Below are 608 nucleotides of genomic sequence, written 5' to 3'. Positions count from 1 at the left end.
GGGCTCTAACTACTTGTAGGCACACGGTTTCAGGATCTCTTTCACTCCCCTTCCGGGGTGCTTTTCACCTTTCCCTCACGGTACTGGTTCACTATCGGTCACTAGGGAGTATTTAGCCTTGGGAGATGGTCCTCCCTGCTTCCGACCGGATTTCACGTGTCCGGCCGTACTCAGGATTCACTCAGGAGGGAACGAAGTTTCGACTACAGGGTTTTTACCTTCTCTGACTGGCCTTTCCAGACCGATTCGTCTACCCCGTTCCTTTGTAACTCCATGTAGAGTGTCCTACAACCCCAAGAGGCAAGCCTCTTGGTTTGGGCTGATCCCGTTTCGCTCGCCGCTACTTAGGGAATCGCGTTTGCTTTCTCTTCCTCCGGGTACTTAGATGTTTCAGTTCCCCGGGTCTGCCTTCCATACCCTATGTATTCAGGTAAAGATACTACTCCATTACGAGCAGTGGGTTCCCCCATTCGGAAATCTCTGGATCAACGCTTACTTACAGCTCCCCAAAGCATATCGGTGTTAGTCCCGTCCTTCATCGGCTCCTAGTGCCAAGGCATCCACCGTGCGCCCTTATTAACTTAACCTAAAGGTTAATTCTCTTACTA

At 51.0% G+C, this 608-nt stretch carries 1 rRNA gene; it reads right to left on the bottom strand.

The features are described 5' to 3' along the window. Positions 1–587, bottom strand: a 23S ribosomal RNA gene (locus tag ACX9YW_RS22890); the annotation flags it as partial. Positions 588–608: the final 21 nt, after the last annotated feature.

The sequence above is a fragment of the Pseudoneobacillus rhizolycopersici genome (assembly GCF_054786815.1).
The sequence above is the reverse complement of the archived record's forward strand: the minus strand, read 5'-3'. Positions and strand labels throughout refer to the sequence as shown.